We start from the raw sequence: 17,313 nt of genomic DNA, 5'->3' as shown, positions 1-17,313 counted from the left end.
TGCCGCCTCCCTCCGAACTGCTGTGGGTGCAGCGGGCGCGTTGCTCTTCGTGGCGTGCCGGCGCAGCCGAGATCCCCCGCCCGATGCCCGCTTCCTACTCACCCTTGCTGATCTGGGCGGCTGTGGCCGTGGCCACGGTCGGCCTGCTGTTCCGTCCGTTCCGCATTCCGGAATACGTGTGGGCGCTGGCGGCTGCCGCATTGCTGCCGCTGCTGGGTGCGGTATCGCTGGACATGACCTGGGGTGCGGTGGCCGAGGGCCGTGACGTCTATCTGTTCCTGGTCGGCATGATGGTGCTGGCCGAGCTCGCCCGTCGCGAAGGCCTGTTCGACTGGCTGGCGCTCTATGCCGTCCGCCATGCCGGCGGCTCGGGGCGGCGCCTGTTCGATCTGGTGTTCCTGGTCGGCACGCTGGTGACGGTGTTTCTGTCCAACGATGCCACGGCCGTGGTGCTGACGCCCGCGGTCTACGCCGCCTGCCGGGCAGCGCGTGCCAACCCCCTGCCCTACCTGTTCGTCTGCGCGTTCATCGCCAATGCGGCCAGCTTCGTGCTGCCCATTTCCAATCCGGCCAATCTGGTGGTGTACGGCCAGCACATGCCACCGCTGCTGCAGTGGCTGGCGCAGTTCGCACTGCCCTCGCTGGCCGCGATCGGCGCCACCTACCTGGTGCTGCGCTGGGTCCATCGGCGCGAGATCGCCCAGCCGCTGGTGGCGGCACCGGAGCATCGGCCGCTGACCGACGGTGGCCGGCTGAGCGCACTGGGCGTCCTGTTCACCGGCAGCGTGCTGCTGCTGACCTCGGCGCTGAACGGCCCGCTGGGCCTGGCCACGTTCTGTGCAGGGGCGCTCAGCGTCGCCGTGGTGGCGATCCGGCAGCGCCGCAGCCCGCTGCCGATGCTGCGCCACGTGTCGTGGGGCGTGCTGCCGCTGGTGGCTGGCCTGTTCGTGCTGGTGGAAGCCGTGGCACAGACCGGTGCCATCCAGAGCACGGCCAGGGCATTGCAGGCCCTGGCACAGGCATCGCCCGGGCAGGCCAGCTGGCTGGCCGGGGGTGCTGCCGCGCTGCTGAGCAACGTGGCCAACAATCTTCCAGTGGGGTTGGCCGCCGGATCGCTGGGCCAGATGGCCGATCTGCCGGCACAGACCCGGGCCGCGCTGCTGGTGGGCGTGGACCTGGGCCCCAACCTGTCGGTGACCGGCTCGTTGGCCACGATGCTGTGGCTGGTAGCGCTGCGCCGCGAAGGCGAGCATGTCAGCGCGCTCGACTTCCTGCGCGTCGGTGCGCTGGTGATGCCGCCCGCGCTGATCGGCGCCTTGCTGCTGCTGTAGCCGTGCGCTGCGCGTTGGCCACAGCGCGCTGGACATCCCGATCGGATCTGGCTGCGCTCATCTGGCCGGATTGATGAATCACCTGGCGGAACTGTCGAATGACCCCGCTCCGGCCGCCGAATACGCTTCCCATCCTCGACGACAGAGGATGCCCACATGAACGATACCACCGCGGCCGTCGCCGCCCCCTGTGCTGACCCGCCCATCGTCCACGTCCTGATGGGTTTCATCTGCGTCTGGCACAGGCGCGACCCGGAGCAGGCACGTGACGGAGCCTGAACGGCACTACAGGGCCCGCCCAACGCACACCGGGCGGGTAGCGAAGTGACGATTTCGCTTGCAGGGCAGGACGAGGTCGGTCCTGACTACCCCGATCGGATCGACCTGCCGGTGATGGTGCTTGGACTGGAACCCATTCCCGATGCCTGGGAAATGCCCTTCCATGAGCACCGGAAGGCACAGGTGATGGTCGCCACGCGTGGACTGATCACGCTGGAAACCCATGCCGGCCTGTGGGTGGTTCCGCCGCAGGGGGCGGTCTGGATTCCGGGCGGTCTGACCCATCGGGCCAGCAGCAGCGGTAAGCCGCATGGATTCGTCGTCTTCGTTGAACCCGGAGCGGCACCGGGATTGCCTACGCAGTGCTGCACGATGGCGATCACCCCGTTCATGCAGGCCCTGCTGGAACGCGTGGCAGATCATCCCCAGCAGTACGAGCACGGCAGCGCACAGGCGCGGCTGATGGCGGTGCTCCTGGACGAACTCATTGCCGCGCCGCCAGAGTGGATCCACCTGCCGATGCCGTCCGAGTCCAGGCTGCGCCGGCTGGCCAGTGCGATGTTGGGCGCGCCCGCCGAGCGGGCAACGCTGGACGTCTGGGCCGGCCGGATCGGCATGAGCGAGCGCAACATGTCCCGGCTGTTCTCCGCTGAAACCGGCCTGAGTGTCAGGCGCTGGCGCCGGCAGATGCATGTGGTGGTCGCGTTGCCGATGCTGGCCGGTGGCAAGACCGTCCAGGCTGTTGCGGATGAGCTGGGCTACGACAGCGCGGGCGCATTCGTGACCATGTTCCGCAAGACCGTGGGTGCTCCGCCCAAGCGCTTCCTGGCCGAACGGAGCACCCGCCTGCGCGGGCCTGGCGCTGAAGCGCAGGCTCAGCGCTGGTAGTCCTTCAGGAACAACCAGGTGATCAGCGTGGCATCCGGCCCCTTGGGGTCGGTGAACGGCAGGCCCGACTGGCTGCCGCTCCACGCATGGCCCATGCCCTGCACCACATAATGCTGGACCAGCGTGCGGCCGCCGTAGGCATAGGTATCCACCGTATAGGCGCGGCCGCCCGGCACCTGCCCGTGATAGGTGCTGGTCGGCGAATACTTCACCGAGTCATTGTCCTGGCCGTCATCGGCCAGATCGTTGGTCTGCAGGAACTGGCGCACGGCCTGCTGCCCGTTCACCGGGTTGACGGTGAGATCGGCGCTGCCATGGAACACCAGTACCGGCAGCGGTCGCGGCGACGGCGATCCGGAGCACTGCCAGGCCAGCCGGCCATTGCTGTCGGGCGAGTAGATGCTGCCGGCCAGCAGTGCATAGGCGCTGCCGGAGATCGTGGTCGCCCCCTTGAACATGCCACCGGAATGGATGGCGCCGGCGGCAAACACGTCCGAGTAGCAGGCCAGCATGATCGAGGTCATCGCACCGCCGGCGGAAATGCCGGTGACGTAGACGCGGTGCGGATCGACGCTGTAGCCGGTTTTTACCTTGTCCACGATGCCGGCCAGGATCGCCGCTTCACCGCTGTCGCGCGCCTGGTTGATCGGCAGCTGCCAGTTCCAGCAACGCGCCGGGTTGGCAGTGACGTTCTGTCGTGGGTAGACCACGATGAAGCGCTCGGTATCGGCCACATCGTTGAAGCCCGAGGCCTCGCCCATCAGGTTCGGCCCGGTCACGCAGCCGTGCAGCACCAGCAGCAGCGGTAGCGGCTGGGCGTCGTCGTAGCCGGCAGGTACCCAGACCTGGTACTCGCGGGCGCCGAACAGATTGCCGTACAGGCCGATATCCCAATGGCCGGCCGGGCCTGCGGCAGAAGCGCTGCCTGCTGCCAGGCAGAAGCACAGCATCAGCAGCACCCGCTTGATCGAATCGATTGTGGAGTTCATGGCCAGATCCTCATGCGTGGGTCGTGGATGAAGGCGAACCGGGGAGCGTTCCCGGCCGGGGGCGCCCCCAGTATCCGCATCCCATGGCCACTGCCGACTGGACCTAGGTCCACTCGCTGGCGGCGGATGACACCGCTAGCCTTGGCTGCAGGGATGGCAAGGGGCCATCAATACGGACATGCCTGGGGGAGGAGCGGATGAAGCGGAATGGTTTGAGTCTCATGATCGGCGCATGGCTGGCCGCGGGGCCGGTACTGGCACAGGAAGCGCCGCCGGCCGGCCGGTCGGCCTCGCCGACCAACCTGGACAGCATCAAGGTCACCGCCCGCAAGCGCGAGGAAACCCTGCAGGAAGTGCCGGTGGCGGTCACCGCCTTCACTTCCGAAGCGCTGGACAGGATGAATGTCCAGGACATCAGTGACCTGGATGCGCAGGTGCCCAACCTCACCATCTACGCTGCGCGCGGCGCCAGCAGCACGGTCACCGCCTATATCCGCGGCATCGGCCAGTCCGACCCGACCTGGGGCGCCGACCCGGGCGTGGGCATCTATCTGGATGACGTCTACATCGCGCGCCCGCAGGGCGCCCTGCTGGACGTGTTCGATGTCTCGCGCATCGAAGTACTGCGCGGCCCGCAGGGCACGCTCTACGGCAAGAACACCATCGGCGGCGCGATCAAGTACATCTCGCGTGGCCTGCCCACCCAGACCGAGGGCTTCGCCCAGATCACCGTGGGCAACTACAGCCAGCTCGATGCCAAGGCGGCCATCGGCGGCCCGATCGGCGGCGCCGACAGCGGCCTGCGTGCGCGCGTGGCAGTGGCCAGCATGAATCACGATGGCTTTGGCGAAAACACCTTCAACGGCCAACCGGTCAGCGACAAGCAGATCAACGCGGCACGCCTGAATCTTGGCGCCTATGCGGGCGACGACTTCGACGTGCAGTTCGCTCTGGACTGGATCGACGACCAGTCCGGCATGCGCGGCTCGAAGATGCTGGCGCCGAACCCGTTCCTGCGTCCCTACCCGCCGATGGACAGCCGCTACGACATCCGCTCGGGCATGCGCAATCTCAACAACGTGGAAACCAAGGGCGCGTCGGCCACGGTGAACTGGCGGCCGAACGAAGACATCGCAGTGAAGTACGTGGTGGCCAAGCGCGAATCGGACAGCGAGGCCAACATCGACTTCGATACCACGCCGGTCAAGCTGGCCGACGTGAGCGGCACCTACAACGACAACCAGGTCAGCAACGAAGTGCAGCTGAACTACGATGCGGGCAGTCGCGTGCGCGGCGTGGTCGGCCTGTACCAGTTCAGCGGCGAGGCCGGTGGCCAGATCCAGAACAACTACTTCAGCGCGCAGTTCGCCGACAACCAGGGCAAGGTGCTGACCGACAGCATCGCGCTGTATGCGGATTGGACCTTCGACCTGACCCGCAGGCTCAAGCTGGATGTGGGCGCCCGCTACACCGATGAGGACAAGCGGGCGATCGTGCTGAACCGCCTCTATGCCGACCCGGGCTTCAGCCGGCCGGTGGCGGTGACCGCGGATTTCGACAAGAAGACCACCTTCAGGAACGTCTCGCCCAAGGTCTCGCTGGACTACCAGATCACCCCGGACATCATGGTCTATGGCCTGGCAACGCGTGGCTTCAAGTCCGGCGGCTACAACATCCGCGCCAACGCGGTGGCGGTACCGCGCTCGGCCGAGCCGTTCGACGACGAGACCGTCGACAGCTATGAAGTGGGCAGCAAGATGGCCTTCCTCGACCAGCGCCTGTTCCTGAACCTGTCGGCCTTCTACAACAAGTACAAGGACATCCAGCTGTCGGTGTTCACCGGCCTGGATACCAATGGCGATGGCATCGATGATTCCTTCTTCGGCGACTTCACCAATGCCGGCGCCGGCACCGTCAAGGGCCTGGAGGTCGAATACCAGTACCTGCCCAGCCAGCACTGGCTGATCTCCGGCAACCTGGCCTGGCTGGACACCAAGTACGACGAATACGTGGACCGCGGCGTCAACGTGGCCAGGCAGATGAAGTTCACCAATGCGCCGGAATTCTCCGGTGCGTTGAACGTGGAATACCGCACCGAGCTGGCCAACGGCAGCAACCTGTCGGCACGGGTGAGCTACAGCTACCAGAGCGAAGTGTGGCCGACCACTGATCTGAGCCCGGTGATCCGCCAGGACGGCTACGGGCTGGTCAATGCCGGTGTGATCTGGCGTCTGGATGATGCCTGGACCTTCTCGCTGCAGGGCACCAACCTGACCGACAAGGAGTACCGCACCACCGGCTACAACATCCCGGCGGTCGGCACGCTGATTGGCTTCTACGGCCCGCCACGCCAATATAGCCTCAGCGTCCGTTACGATTTCTAGAGCATCCGATACGATTTCCAGGAAACCCCGTGCATGATGCAGTCTTACGTAGATCTGTACTGGAACAGCGACGATGGCCTGCGCCTGCACGCGCGTGACCATGCACCGGATACCGGGCAGGCGGCCCGCGGCACGGTGGTCTGCATCCCCGGCCTGACCCGCAATGGCGCCGATTTCGATGCGCTCGCCGGCATCCTCACTGCCGTGGGCTGGCGCGTGATCGCGGTTGACCTGCGTGGCCGCGCCGGATCAGAACGTGCGCATGATCCGTCCAGCTACAACCCGCGCACCTACGCAGATGACATGGTGGCGCTGCTGCGCGCGCAGAACATCGACAAGGCGGTGTTCATCGGCACCTCGCTGGGCGTCCTGGTGACCATCACCCTCGCCTCGCGCGCACCGCAGCTGATTTCCGCAGCGGTGCTGAACGACGCCGGCCCGAAAGTGCCGCGCGAAGCGCTGGCGCGGATTGGCAAGTACGCCGGCAAGCCGGTGCCGCCGATGGATCTGGAGCAGGCCACGGCCTATGTGGCGTCGATCGGCAAGGCCGCGTTTCCGCGCTTCAGCACCGAAGACTGGCGGGCGATGGCGGTGCGCACCTTCCGCCCGCGCAGCGATGGGCGGCTGGAACTGGACTACGACCCGGCGGTGATCCGCACGACGCGTCCCTGGCTGTTGTGGCTGCTGCGCCCCGTGCTGTGGCGCGCGGTGCGCGGGCTGACCGCGCGGGTGCCGGTGCTGGTGGTGCGCGGTGCGTTGTCCGATATCCTGCCGGCCGATGTTGCCCGGCAGATGGCGGCGACATCGGAGCGTGCCCGCCTGGTCGAAGTGCCCGACGTCGGCCATGCACCGATGTTGTCCGAGCCGGAAGCACGCGATGCGATCCTGGCCCTGCTGGAGCGTGTGCGGTGAGCAGCGGCCCTGTGGCGGACGCGCTGCCCAGTGCGCTGCAGGCCCTGCAGCGGTGGGCCGCGGAGGAACGCGTGGGCGCCGGCATGCGCATCACGCAGGCAACGATCGACGCCTTCGCCGACGCCACCGGCGACCACAACTGGATCCACGTCGATCCGCGGCGCGCACAGGCGCAGTTGCCCGCTGGGCGCACCATCGCGCACGGCTTCCTGCTGCTCTCGCTCACCGTGCAGGACGACGTGGAGGCCCTGGCCGGATTCCCCGGTATCGCCCATGTCCTCAATTACGGCCTGAACAAGGTCCGCTTCCTGGCGCCGGTACCCAGCGGCACCGACGTACGGGTGCGCTCGCAGCTGGTGTCGCTGGATGCACGCCAGCCGGGGCAGTGGCTGCTCACCCAGCGCAAGGCCGTCGAACGCGTTGACGATGGCGAGCTGGCACTGGTTGCTGAGCAGCTGTCATTGATCGTGCTTGCCCCGTAGCACCCGCCTGCCCGGCTCCCTGCCTACACTGGAGCGATGTTGACGCCCACTGTCGTCCTGTTCGCCTGTATTGCGTGGACCGTACTGCTGTTTGGCGTGGCCCTCTGGGGCGAGCGCCAGGGGCACCGGTTGGCCCGCGCGTGGCCGGCCATCTATGCGCTGTCGCTGGCGGTGCACTGCACCGCATGGACCTATTACGGCGCCGCTTCGCAGGGCCTGCAATGGGGCTTTCCGATTCCACCGACCCTGGCCGGGATGGCGCTGATCTTCGCCTTCGGCCTGCCCTTCCTGGTGCGGCTGGGGCGCCTGGCCAAGCAGCACAACAGTGCCACCATCGCCGACCTGGTGGTGGCCCGGCTGCGCGCAGATCGCGGCCTCGGCTTCACCATCACTCTGGTTGCTCTGTTCGGCATCATTCCCTATATCGCGCTGCAGCTGAAAGCCGTCAGCCAGGGACTGGGGGCATTGCTTGGCGGTCGCTTCGCACCGGCCGGCGCGCACCTGGACATGTCGTTCTGGTTCGCGTTGACGATGGCGGCCTTCACCCTGCTGTTCGGCGCGCGCAAGGCCTCGGCCACCGAACCGAACCGTGGCATCGTGGTCGCGCTGGGGCTGGAATCACTGTTGAAGCTGGCCGCGTTGCTGGCCATTGGCCTGTATGCGGCATTGTCGGTGCACCGGGCCGGCATGCCGTTGCTGGACAGGATGGCGCAGCTGCCGCCACCGGCCATCGTGCCGGACTACCTCACCATGGTCGCATTGGGTGCGATCTCGGCCTTCACCCTGCCCCACCAGTTCCATGTCGGGGTGGTGGAACTGCGCCAGAGCTCGGACCTGAAAACGGCGCGCTGGATGTTTCCGGTCTATCTGCTGCTGATCGGCCTGCCGTCGGTGCCGATGGCACTGTCCGGAGCCGCGCAGCTGCCGGCGTCGGTGACGCCCGACCTGTACGTGCTGGCCTTGCCGCAGGCCGGTGGCCACCACCTGCTGGCGCTGCTGGCCTACCTGGGCAGCCTGAGCGCCGCAACCGGCATGATGATTTTGTCCGGCCTGACCCTGTCGATCATGCTCGGCAACCACGGCTTGGGTTCGCGCCTGATCAGTGGCTTCGAGGGCGGCGTGGCGCATGCCGACCTGCGTCCGCGCGTGCTGGCGTTCCGCCGTGCCGGCATCCTCGCCGTGTTCCTGATGTCGTGGCTGTACAGCCGCGCGATGAGCGATACCGAGGCGCTCAGCGATTTCGGCCTGATGTCCTTCACCGCGCTCTCGCAGCTGGCACCGGCGGTGCTGCTGGCGGTGTACCGCCCACGCACGCCCTCCCCGGCCATCGTCGCGGGCATCGTACTGGGTTCACTGGCCTGGCTGTGGCTGGTACTGCTGCCGATGGTGCTCCCTGCACCGGCCGCCAGCCCGGAGGGCCTGCACTGGCTGACGGTGGTCTCGCTGCGGATGCAGCCCGGCCACATCGCCATCAGCATGGGCGCGAGCCTGGCGGTCAACCTGCTCACCGTTGCCCTGGTATCGCGGGCGGTGCGCCCTTCGCTGCCGCGGCGGCGCGACGCGGTGGCAGCGGCCTCGCTGCGGAAGACCGCCGGCCGCTTCCTCGGCCAGGAGCGTGCGCGCCAGTTGCTGGCAGGAGATGCCGGGCAACTGCTGGATGATGACCGGGTCACTGCCGTCGAACGCGAACTGACCGCCGTTGTCGGCGCCGGCATGGCACGCCTGCTGGTCGAGGCCGCACGCGACGGGGGCGCCGCGCCACTGGAAGCGGTGACCCGTGCCGTCGGCGAAGCGACCCAGGTACTGCGCTTCAACCAGCGCCTGCTGGAAGCGGCGCTGGAAAACATGAGCCAGGGCATCAGCGTGGTCGACGCGCAACTGCAGCTGGTGGCCTGGAACAGCCGTTACGCTGCGCTGTTCCGGTTTCCGCCTGAACTGCTGCAGGTCGGGCAGCCGGTGATCAACCTCACCGCCTGGGCATTGGCGCAGCTGAAGATCGGCGAGGGCCCCGCTGACTCTCCGCAGCAGGCACTGCAGCGTCGCGTCGCGCATATGCAGCGCGGCACCCCGCACCTCTCCGAGCGGGTTTTCCCGGACAACACCATCGTCGAGATCCGCGGCAACCCGATGCCCGGTGGCGGCTACGTAGCCACCTTCACCGATGTCACCGCATTCCGTCGCGCCGAGGATGCACTGAAGCGCAGCAACGAAACACTGGAGCGCCGCGTGCAGGACCGTACCGCCCGGCTGCAGCAGGCGGTACAGGACGCCGAGCGCGCGAACGCGGCCAAAACCCGCTTCCTCACGGCCGTCGGCCACGATCTGATCCAGCCCCTGCACGCGGCACAGCTGCTGACCGATGCCATGTCGCAGCACATCGAATCCGGCTTCCTGGACAGTTTCCTGCGCCAGATCCGCGGTGCGCTGGATTCCACCGATGACCTGCTGTCCGGCCTGCTGGACATCTCCCGGCTGGAAGCGGGTGGGCTGGTGGCCGATCCGCGCCCGTTCGCACTTTCAACCGTGCTGGACCCGCTGGCGCAGGAATTTTCAGTACTGGCAACGGCACGCGGTCTGCAGTTCCGTTACCTGCGCACCAACGCCTGGGTGCATAGCGATCCGCTGCTGCTGCGCCGCGTGCTGCAGAACTTCCTGGCCAATGCCATCCGCTACACCCGGCACGGTGGCGTTCTGCTGGGCGTGCGTCGCCACGGCCAATGCCTGTCCATCTGCGTACACGACACCGGGCCCGGCATCGCCGCCGAGCAGCAGGCGGTGGTGTTCGAGGAATTCCATCGGGTGGACCGCAGCAATGGCCAGGGCCTGGGGCTGGGGCTGACCATCGCGCAACGCATCGCGGCCCTGCTGCACGCACCGTTGCAGTTGCGCAGCGTGGTCAATCGCGGTGCGGTGTTCTCGGTCTGCGTGGCGCGCAGTGCTGCACCGGCGGCTCCGCGGATCGAGCCGCCTGCCAACGCCGGCAGCACCCTCAGGGGCACCCGTGTGCTGGTGGTCGACAACGATGCCGACGCACTGGCGGCCATGCAGCAGCTGCTGCTGTCCTGGGGCTGCGATGTCATCGCCCTGCGCGGTGCCGAAGGCATCGAAGCGGCTGCGCACGATGCGGCACTGTGGCTGTTCGACTACCACCTCGATGACGGCGATACCGGCGTTGAACTGTTCACGCGCCTGGCGGCAGCACACGGGCCACGGCCCACGGTGATCCTCAGTGCGGATACCGGCGCCGAAACCCGTGAGGCAGTGCGCGGCACAGGGCTGTCACTGCTGAGCAAGCCCTTCAGGCCACTGGCGCTGCGCTGGGCGATCAACCATCTGCTGGCCTCTCCCGCAGCGGCAACGCCCTGAACGGTCAGCGCTCTGCTGTGTCTTCGATCTGCCGGGACGGATCGGCCAGTCCCATCTCATGCAGCACGCGGATCGCCTGCGCGCGATTGCGGACTCCCAACCGTTCCATGATCCGTGTCATGTGCGCCTTGACGGTGCGCAGCTGCACCCCGAGCCGGTCCGCAATCTGCTTGTTGAGCAGGCCTTCGGCCACCAGGCTCAATACCCGGTACTGATGCGCCGACAGGCTGGCCAGGCGCGCGGCCAGGTCGGCGTCCTTGCTGAAGGCCCCGACCCGGGCCACCGGTTCGCGCAGCAGTGAAGGTATCCAGCGTTCGCCTTCCAGCACGGACTGCAGCGCGGAGTGCAGTTCGTTCAGGCCTGAACTCTTGGGCAGGTAGCCGGCGGCGCCGAGGTCGATGGCACGGCGGATCACCTGCGGCTCTTCATTGGCCGAAACGATGATGATCGCCAGCCCCGGCTGCAACGCGCGCAGCGTGGCCAGTCCGGCCAGGCCGTGGTTGCCCGGCATGTGCAGGTCCAGCAGCATCAGGTCGATCGGCTGGCGCTCGAGCACGTCAAGCACGCCGTCCAGTGAATCGGCCTCACTGATCTGCAGGTCGGCCACCGCCTCTTCGGCCGCACGATGCAGCGCCGCGCGGAACAAGGGGTGATCGTCGGCGATGAGCAGGGTTGGCATGTGCAGGCGAGAGTAGCAAATCGCCCCGCCTCGGGGAGGCGTACCTAGGTACGCTGGCGCCGCGTGGGCGTGCGGCTAGTGTGGCGGCATGAAGGGCGGCCACCCATACGTCGCCCACGAGGACACCCCATGCCAATCCCCGCTGCTGCCGGCGCCTCCACCTGTCCGCTGCTGATCAAGCAGCTGCTGCACACGCCACTGGCGGTGAACCCAGGCCAGGAAATTGTCTATGGCGATTCGGTCCGCTTCGACTACCGGACGCTGCAGGCACGCATCGGCCAGCTGGCCGGTCTGTTGACCTCGCTTGGGGTCAAGCACGGCGACACCGTGGCGGTGATGGACTGGGACAGCAACCGCTACCTGGAGGCCTACTTCGCCGTGCCGATGATCGGCGCGGTGCTGATGATGGTGAACGTGCGCCTGGCCCCCGAACAGATTGCCTACACGCTCAACCACAGTGGCGCGCGGGTCCTGCTCGCCCATCGCGATTTCCTGCCGATACTGGACGGTATCGACGAGCAGCTGCCGGATCTGCGCACGCGCATCCTGCTGGAGGATGCCGTCGGACCCTTGCCGGCGGGTTTCGTGACCGAGTACGAGGCTGGCCTGCGCGGCGCCCCTGCAGTCACGCAGTTCCCGGACTTCGATGAGAACACCCGTGCCACGATGTTCTACACCACCGGCACCACCGGCCTGCCCAAGGGCGTCCATTTCAGCCACCGGCAACTGGTCCTGCATTCGCTCACCGGCATGGCCGCGCTGGGGAGTGCAGCCACCCAGGGGCGCCTGCATCGCGGTGATGTCTACATGCCGATTACCCCGATGTTCCATGTGCACGCCTGGGGCCTGCCCTACGTGGCCACACTGCTGGGCATCAAGCAGGTGTACCCGGGACGCTACCTGCCAGCCAACCTGCTGGCACTGATCGCGCGCGAGAAGGTGACCTTCTCGCACTGCGTACCGACCATCCTGCACATGTTGCTGGAACACCCCGCTGCAGCGGACACCGATCTGGCCAACTGGAAGGTGATCATCGGCGGCGCAGCCCTGCCGCGTGCGCTGGCGCAACGGGCACTGGCACGCGGCATCGACATCTTCGGTGGCTATGGCATGTCGGAGACCTGCCCGCTGCTGACCGTCGCCCAGATCGATGCAGAGGCCGTGACCGATGCGGACGAAGTTCTCTCGCTGCGCACCAAGGCCGGCATACCGGTGCCGCTGGTCGAGCTGCGCATCGTCGACCCCGGCATGAACGATGTCCCCCACGATGGCATCGCCACCGGCGAGGTGGTGGTACGCGCGCCCTGGCTCACCGAAGGCTACCTGCACGATCCGGCGGCGTCCGAGGCGCTGTGGGCGGGCGGCTACCTGCATACCGGGGACATCGGCAACATCGACGAAGGCGGTTACCTGCGCGTGACCGACCGCATCAAGGATGTGATCAAGACCGGCGGCGAGTGGATCTCGTCGCTGGCGCTGGAAGACATCATCGCGCTGCATCCGGCGGTCAGCGAAGTGGCGGTTATCGGGATCGCAGATACGAAATGGGGCGAGCGGCCGCTGCCGCTGGTGGTCAGGCAGCCGGGCAGTGACGTGACCGAGGCCGAGATCATCGAACTGATCGCAGCCCGCAGCCGCGCAGGCGACATCTCACGCTATGCGATTCCGGAACGCGTCAGTTTCGTGGATTCCATCGAGCGCACCAGCGTGGGCAAGATCAACAAGAAAAAGCTGCGGGGCATGCATGATCCGGGGCGACCCTAACCGGGCGGGGCCAGAGTGTGCCCCGCCAGCGCACTGGCACCGATGCTAATCGCCTCGGAAGCGGGGTTCTCTTGGCTCGAGCAGAAGCGGTTTCGGTCCACTGCTGGCGATCGAGAGGATCGGAACATGACCTCCCCCACTCCTGTCCGGCCCGGGCATATCGTCCGGCGGCAGCCACCCGCCATACTCGATATCGAGGTCCCGGCGCAGCCTCTGCCGGATGTGGGCGAGATGATTGACGAATTCCGAACGCTCAGTCGCCCGGCGGAAGAAGTGCGGCTCGTGGTCGTAGTCAAACGATGCAGTGAACGCCGCACTGCGAAAGTGGCGATCAATCTCCTTCATGATCGCCAGTTTGAGCAGGGGCTGGATACCCAGAAGCGTATTTATCTTCGCACCGCGCGAAGTGGGTTTCAGCACGTTCGTACGGGAGGACAGGAATGTGTAGCTGGATTGCGTGGCCGCCCCCAGCATGGTGGTTACAAAGCGCGACCAATGGTCGTCGCCACTCACCGTGCCGGGCGTGAAGTGTTCACCCACGGTGCCAAGGAAGAATTGCTCCAGTACCGCGGCAAAGTCATCTTTGCAGGCAATGTTCGTGACCGCTGGGGTCGGCTGGACCTGTCCGCATGCCCATGTTGTCCTCGGCGTCCCCTTCCCGCCATCAGGCGGATAACGTGATGCATCAAAAGCCGCCGTGGGCACAGCAAGCGGTAATACCGCCGGATGCGGGTGGGCCTGGCCATCAAAGATGGCCACATACTGGCCAAACCTGCCCAGTGGATTGGAAAGACTGAAGTCCCAGGGTTGCTCCACGCCCCCCGTCGGCGTCGGGTCCGGACAGTGGCCGAGGCGACCGTCACCGTGAAAACGCGGCCAGTCCTTGTACAGGAGATACTGGATCTGCGGCTTGCCTTCCGAGATGTCGCCGCTGTCCGGATGCTTGTTCCTCTTGGCCTGCAGGAGCAGCGCCCGCCCCTCGACGGAGTCCGTTGTCGTAACGAAGTGCTGCCGCACCAGCAGCAGATCACCGATCTCCACCGCACTGCGGCCTTCAGGCGTCACCAATGGGGTCTTGTGGGTGAAAATGCTGTTGACCTGTACGCTTGCGCTGCTGCCGAGCGCGTTCTGAAGGCTGGCTTCGAGCTGATTCTGTATGGATTCATCGAGAAACGCCGAAACCAGCCCGGGCTCGTCGGGAATGTTGGATGCGCTGGGCGATTCTCCCGCGCCCTTCCAGGCCAACGCATGAGACAGATTGATCAGGTCGCGAAGTTCCTGCTGAAGCGCCATGACAGCATCCTTGTTATCGATTCGGGAACGCCAACGCTCTGAGTCTCCCGGGATACGCCCTTCAACGCAAGCCACTGGATGAGGACTGCGCTTCGTTTTCCGGCCGCGCTGATGAACTGGTTAGAATCCACGCAGCAAGGAGCGACCATGGACTTCACCGGCTTCACCTCGGGGTTTCCCAGCAACCGTCCCCTCGCCGCGTTCGATCGAGAGCATCGGCTGCGGCAGAAGACGCGTCTTGACGTGCCTCTGCTGGCCCAGCTCTGCGTCGTGAAGATGAACTCGAACTGCCTGGTCTCAGTCGATCGGTGGTACGGCCCGCGCGGCTTTGTCGCCCTGCTGGGTGCGATAGGCGTGGCGTTCGGAGTTGGCGTCATGTCGATGCTGCTGTGGATGCTGGTCTTGGAGAAGCTGCCCGACGAGAATGGCCTCTGGGCAGCCGTGTTCATCAGCATGGCGATGCTTGCGGCGTTCACTGCAGCAAGTGCGCGGGTAGCGTGCCGCGAACTGTTCCGCTGGACCTACTACCCCATCGTGCTCGACCGCAAGCATCGCCAGGTTCATGTGTTCCGGTTGGACGGGACGATCCTCAGCGCGGGATGGGACCAGATCTATTTCACCCTGGGTCGCGGAACCGGAACCTTCGGCTGGCGCAACTGGGATGTCCGCGGCCTGATCCTGGACGCGGACGGCGCGACGGTCAGGGAAACATTCGCCTTCTGCATCGCCTCCTCCCGCATCGAGAATGCGCATGCGCACTGGGAATTCCTGCGGCGCTACATGGAGGAAGGGCCGGCAGCGGTGCTGGATGCGGTGCAGTACTGCATGCCGGTGGACGGCAAGCGCGAGAGCCTTGCATTCTGCAAGGAACGCATCTTCGCCGCCGACGCGCAGATGCCCGCGGTGATGTGGTTGACCATGCTGCCGTTCAACCACCTGCACGCAATGATGCGCTGGGCAGTGATGCGGACCAGCAGGATTCCCATGTTCCCGCCGGACATCGAAGTGCGATTGCGACCTGAGCCTGGCGATGCCCATGTGCGCGATGCGTCGATGAATCCGCCGGACCTGCGCTGATCACCTGCCCAGTGGCGAGTCATAGCCCGCAATGAAGCTGACTGCACTGAGGCACGCAGCAATCAGCATCACCAGAACGAACCCGATCCGGCGCACCCCGACCCACCATGCAATCGCCGCAACCACCGAGCTGCCCAGCAGTGCCGCCAATGCCGCGCACGCCAACAGGATCGGCAGCATCATCATCACCCCCATTCCGCCATATATCCCACCGGGCCTGGCCAGTGGCAGGAGGGCGCTGACCAGGTAGATCAGCAGGGTCACGCCAAACAACGCGGCGAGTGTCAGCATCCAGCGACGCAGCGCCCTGCCCTGGGAGGGCGTGGTTGCAGGATCAGGGCCTGGGGTGTTCAAACGGTGGTCTCCTATGGAGGGCCCGCTGGCCCGGTACCACTGTGCTGCTGCAGCGAAAGTACCCACGCTTCCAGCGCCGGCGTATCCCGCATGTCGCCACCATAGCGGCGATCCGGTGCGTGAGGCTCGTTCGAACCGCGCACCCGCCCGCGGAACACCTTCATCGGTACCGAAATCCGGGCCAGTCCGCTGGGCAGCATGTCCGGCCTCACATCCATGTACAGGCTGTCGGCCGAGGTCTCGACACCCACCTGCACCGCACCCAGGCGCTTCCACAGGTCCAGCGCATCCAGGCAGGCGGAACCACAGGCGGCATCGGCCACGATCAACACCCTGCCCGCGCGCACGGGTACGGCGGGCGCCGGCGCCGCACTCGCCTCGGCCTCCGACGGCTCACGCCACAGGGCTTCCCCCCGCCCTCGCGCCTGCGCCATCCCCGCTGTGACGGTTTCCAGCATGCGAACCAGCTCCGGCGATGCATCCGGCGCCTGTTCCAGCTTCTGCAGGAAGCCGCGCAGCTGCGCGATGTTGGCATCCGACGTCCGCCATTCCACCCAGCTGTGCTCCGGCAGCGCGTCGACCGCGGCACGTCCCCAGATCAATCGCGCCAGCTCGATGCTCCACTGAGACGCGCCGCCCGTGTTGCCACGTACATCCAGCACCACCCGCGGTGCCTGCCGCAGCGGTTCGGGCAGCCGCGCAAGCGCTTCAAGCAGCGCTGTCAGCTCCTTGAAATTCTGCGCGGCCGGGTCGGCATTGAAGCTGCTGGTGGTGATCCAGTAGCCGCCCCCGGGCAGGGCATGCCAGCCGTTGGCCGGCCGGAAACTGCGGCGGGTGTCGGCCAGCCGCTGCGTGCGCTGCCCTGGATCGAGCGCCGTCCACCGCAACGCGTAGGTGCTTTCGCGCCCATCGACGCGGAACACGCAGCGGTGCGGCGTGGGCAGGAAAGGATTGCCCTGCTCCAGCAGTACCTCGCCACCGCTCTGGATGCGGCTGGCCTGAAGGTTCCAGCGCCCATTGAAGTCGCCCACCCGGCGCGCGGCCAGCGTCGCCGCATCGACGCCGTCACAGGACAGCAGCCGTGCACCCAATGGCGGGTGGTCCGGGCCATCGTCCACGCTCATCACCACCTGCGCGTCGCCATCGAAGCCGGTCAGGAAGCCCGGCCACTGCGTCGGCAGCTCCGGCGCAGCGGCACGCGCATTGAGGCTGACATGGCCATCATTGAACGAGGCCGCGAAACCCTTCATGGCCCACCAGTAGCCGGCGAAGCTGTCGACCGTGTCCGCGCGTGACCGCGCAACGGCCAGCGCATCCCGCAACTGGAACACGAATCCCGGGTTCTGCCGGTCAACCGTGCCAGGATGACTGCCGCGCATCGCCGCGTCGGCAGCCGCCAGGTCCGTCAACAGCGTACCCCGCCAATCCGTCGCTGCGCCTGCCGCGCCTGGCGCAACAAGTACCGCGGCAAGCAGCAGCCGCGCGATGGTCATGGGCCCATTCCTCCCCTGGCCA

14 protein-coding genes are annotated in these 17,313 nt (G+C 66.6%); 9 read left to right on the top strand and 5 right to left on the bottom strand.

The features are described from left to right. Window positions 1–83 precede the first annotated feature (83 nt). The 3 genes from AC5P7U_RS03455 to AC5P7U_RS03445 all read left to right on the top strand — a co-directional run bounded on the left by AC5P7U_RS03455 (window position 84) and on the right by AC5P7U_RS03445 (window position 2,498). Window positions 84–1,331, top strand: coding sequence for an arsenic transporter (locus tag AC5P7U_RS03455; protein WP_197562880.1), 1,248 nt, complete (start codon window positions 84–86; stop codon window positions 1,329–1,331). Between the two features lie 156 nt (window positions 1,332–1,487). Next, window positions 1,488–1,610: a hypothetical protein gene (locus AC5P7U_RS03450; RefSeq protein WP_308307824.1), complete on the top strand. Its 123-nt coding sequence runs from the start codon at window positions 1,488–1,490 to the stop codon at window positions 1,608–1,610. A 45-nt stretch (window positions 1,611–1,655) separates the two neighbouring features. After that, window positions 1,656–2,498 (top strand): AraC family transcriptional regulator, encoded by an 843-nt coding sequence (locus tag AC5P7U_RS03445; RefSeq protein WP_197562882.1) that lies wholly within the window; start codon window positions 1,656–1,658, stop codon window positions 2,496–2,498. Here AC5P7U_RS03445 and AC5P7U_RS03440 read toward each other — a convergent pair. After that, on the bottom strand, window positions 2,486–3,487 hold the full coding sequence (locus tag AC5P7U_RS03440) for an extracellular catalytic domain type 1 short-chain-length polyhydroxyalkanoate depolymerase (RefSeq protein WP_197562884.1): 1,002 nt from the start codon (window positions 3,485–3,487) through the stop codon (window positions 2,486–2,488). The genes AC5P7U_RS03445 and AC5P7U_RS03440 overlap by 13 nt on opposite strands. 221 nt (window positions 3,488–3,708) lie before the next feature. On the opposite strand from AC5P7U_RS03440, the gene AC5P7U_RS03435 reads away from it, so the two are divergent. Genes AC5P7U_RS03435 through AC5P7U_RS03420 form a run of 4 tightly spaced genes read left to right on the top strand, consistent with a single transcriptional unit; the run spans window position 3,709 to window position 10,631 of the window. Further along, window positions 3,709–5,871 carry a TonB-dependent receptor gene (locus tag AC5P7U_RS03435; RefSeq protein ID WP_495220792.1) on the top strand — a complete coding sequence of 721 codons (2,163 nt, stop codon included), beginning with the start codon at window positions 3,709–3,711 and terminating at the stop codon, window positions 5,869–5,871. Window positions 5,872–5,904: 33 nt separating this feature from the next. After that, window positions 5,905–6,783, top strand: coding sequence for an alpha/beta fold hydrolase (locus AC5P7U_RS03430; RefSeq protein ID WP_006446335.1), 879 nt, complete (start codon window positions 5,905–5,907; stop codon window positions 6,781–6,783). Next, a complete protein-coding gene (locus AC5P7U_RS03425) occupies window positions 6,780–7,265 on the top strand; it encodes a MaoC family dehydratase (protein WP_414554661.1) in 486 nt (161 codons plus the stop codon). The genes AC5P7U_RS03430 and AC5P7U_RS03425 overlap by 4 nt, the downstream gene beginning before the upstream one ends. Window positions 7,266–7,301: 36 nt before the next feature. Continuing rightward, window positions 7,302–10,631: a hybrid sensor histidine kinase/response regulator gene (locus tag AC5P7U_RS03420; RefSeq protein WP_495220791.1), complete on the top strand. Its 3,330-nt coding sequence runs from the start codon at window positions 7,302–7,304 to the stop codon at window positions 10,629–10,631. A gap of 4 nt (window positions 10,632–10,635) precedes the next feature. Here AC5P7U_RS03420 and AC5P7U_RS03415 read toward each other — a convergent pair whose 3' ends face one another. Next, entirely contained in the window at window positions 10,636–11,310 is a 675-nt protein-coding gene (locus AC5P7U_RS03415) for a response regulator transcription factor (protein WP_197562890.1), read from the bottom strand. Between the two features lie 129 nt (window positions 11,311–11,439). On the opposite strand from AC5P7U_RS03415, the gene AC5P7U_RS03410 reads away from it, so the two are divergent. Next, the gene (locus AC5P7U_RS03410) at window positions 11,440–13,074 is read left to right on the top strand and encodes a fatty acid--CoA ligase (RefSeq protein ID WP_197562892.1); all 1,635 of its coding nucleotides are present in this window, start codon (window positions 11,440–11,442) and stop codon (window positions 13,072–13,074) included. Window positions 13,075–13,119: 45 nt separating this feature from the next. Here AC5P7U_RS03410 and AC5P7U_RS03405 read toward each other — a convergent pair whose 3' ends face one another. Continuing rightward, a complete protein-coding gene (locus tag AC5P7U_RS03405; RefSeq protein WP_197562894.1) occupies window positions 13,120–14,367 on the bottom strand; it encodes a hypothetical protein in 1,248 nt (415 codons plus the stop codon). Window positions 14,368–14,514: 147 nt separating this feature from the next. Here AC5P7U_RS03405 and AC5P7U_RS03400 point away from each other — a divergent pair, with 147 nt between their 5' ends. Next, complete coding sequence (locus tag AC5P7U_RS03400; RefSeq protein WP_197562896.1) at window positions 14,515–15,444, top strand: DUF6708 domain-containing protein; 930 nt, start codon at window positions 14,515–14,517, stop codon at window positions 15,442–15,444. Here the strand turns inward: AC5P7U_RS03400 and AC5P7U_RS03395 are convergent, their stop codons facing one another. Both AC5P7U_RS03395 and AC5P7U_RS03390 read right to left on the bottom strand, forming a co-directional pair. Further along, complete coding sequence (locus AC5P7U_RS03395) at window positions 15,445–15,708, bottom strand: hypothetical protein (RefSeq protein WP_414554659.1); 264 nt, start codon at window positions 15,706–15,708, stop codon at window positions 15,445–15,447. 101 nt (window positions 15,709–15,809) lie between these two features. Further along, window positions 15,810–17,291 (bottom strand): hypothetical protein, encoded by a 1,482-nt coding sequence (locus tag AC5P7U_RS03390; RefSeq protein ID WP_197562900.1) that lies wholly within the window; start codon window positions 17,289–17,291, stop codon window positions 15,810–15,812. Between the last annotated feature and the right edge of the window lie 22 nt (window positions 17,292–17,313).

The sequence above is a fragment of the Stenotrophomonas sp. YJH_SMC_57 genome (assembly GCF_059369755.1).
This window is presented reverse-complemented; position numbering and strand designations above follow the sequence as displayed.

Coding starts and splice junctions, on each gene's coding strand:
- AC5P7U_RS03415 (WP_197562890.1), bottom strand. CDS start 11,310: ATGCCAACCCTGCTCATCGCCGACGATCACCCCTTGTTCCGCGCGGCG.
- AC5P7U_RS03455 (WP_197562880.1), top strand. CDS start 84: ATGCCCGCTTCCTACTCACCCTTGCTGATCTGGGCGGCTGTGGCCGTG.
- AC5P7U_RS03410 (WP_197562892.1), top strand. CDS start 11,440: ATGCCAATCCCCGCTGCTGCCGGCGCCTCCACCTGTCCGCTGCTGATC.
- AC5P7U_RS03450 (WP_308307824.1), top strand. CDS start 1,488: ATGAACGATACCACCGCGGCCGTCGCCGCCCCCTGTGCTGACCCGCCC.
- AC5P7U_RS03430 (WP_006446335.1), top strand. CDS start 5,905: ATGATGCAGTCTTACGTAGATCTGTACTGGAACAGCGACGATGGCCTG.
- AC5P7U_RS03400 (WP_197562896.1), top strand. CDS start 14,515: ATGGACTTCACCGGCTTCACCTCGGGGTTTCCCAGCAACCGTCCCCTC.
- AC5P7U_RS03390 (WP_197562900.1), bottom strand. CDS start 17,291: ATGACCATCGCGCGGCTGCTGCTTGCCGCGGTACTTGTTGCGCCAGGC.
- AC5P7U_RS03435 (WP_495220792.1), top strand. CDS start 3,709: ATGATCGGCGCATGGCTGGCCGCGGGGCCGGTACTGGCACAGGAAGCG.
- AC5P7U_RS03405 (WP_197562894.1), bottom strand. CDS start 14,367: ATGGCGCTTCAGCAGGAACTTCGCGACCTGATCAATCTGTCTCATGCG.
- AC5P7U_RS03440 (WP_197562884.1), bottom strand. CDS start 3,487: ATGAACTCCACAATCGATTCGATCAAGCGGGTGCTGCTGATGCTGTGC.
- AC5P7U_RS03420 (WP_495220791.1), top strand. CDS start 7,302: ATGTTGACGCCCACTGTCGTCCTGTTCGCCTGTATTGCGTGGACCGTA.